We start from the raw sequence: 372 nt of genomic DNA, 5'->3' as shown, positions 1-372 counted from the left end.
GACTCGCCGAACTGCACCACCTCGACGGTCGGCCCGCCGTGCGCGCGCACCGCATCGACCTTCACCTGCGGCGTGGTGACCGGCACCACGATGATCGCCTTCACGCCCATGCGCGCCGCCGAGAGCGCCACGCCCTGCGCGTGATTGCCCGCTGAGGCCGTAATCACGCCGCGCGCCAGCGCGTCGGCCGGCAGATGCGCCATCTTGTTGTACGCGCCGCGCAGCTTGAAGGAGAACACCGGCTGGTTGTCCTCGCGCTTCAGGTAGACCGGATTGCGCAGGCGTGCCGACAGATTCGGCGCGCGTTCGAGTTCGGTCTCGCGCGCCACGTCGTAGACGCGTGCGGTCAGGGTTTTCTTCAGGTAGTCGTGG

1 protein-coding gene is annotated in these 372 nt (G+C 68.5%); it reads right to left on the bottom strand.

Annotated elements, in window-relative coordinates; translation table 11 throughout:
- The coding region (locus A6V37_RS21650; protein WP_131799871.1) for a pyridoxal-phosphate dependent enzyme at positions 1–372 on the bottom strand (372 nt) is incomplete at both ends.

Origin of the sequence: Paraburkholderia ginsengiterrae (assembly GCF_001645125.1) — a bacterium.
Taxonomy (GTDB): domain Bacteria; phylum Pseudomonadota; class Gammaproteobacteria; order Burkholderiales; family Burkholderiaceae; genus Paraburkholderia; species Paraburkholderia ginsengiterrae.
Note: the sequence above shows the minus strand (reverse complement) of the source record. Positions and strands in the feature narration are given on the sequence as shown.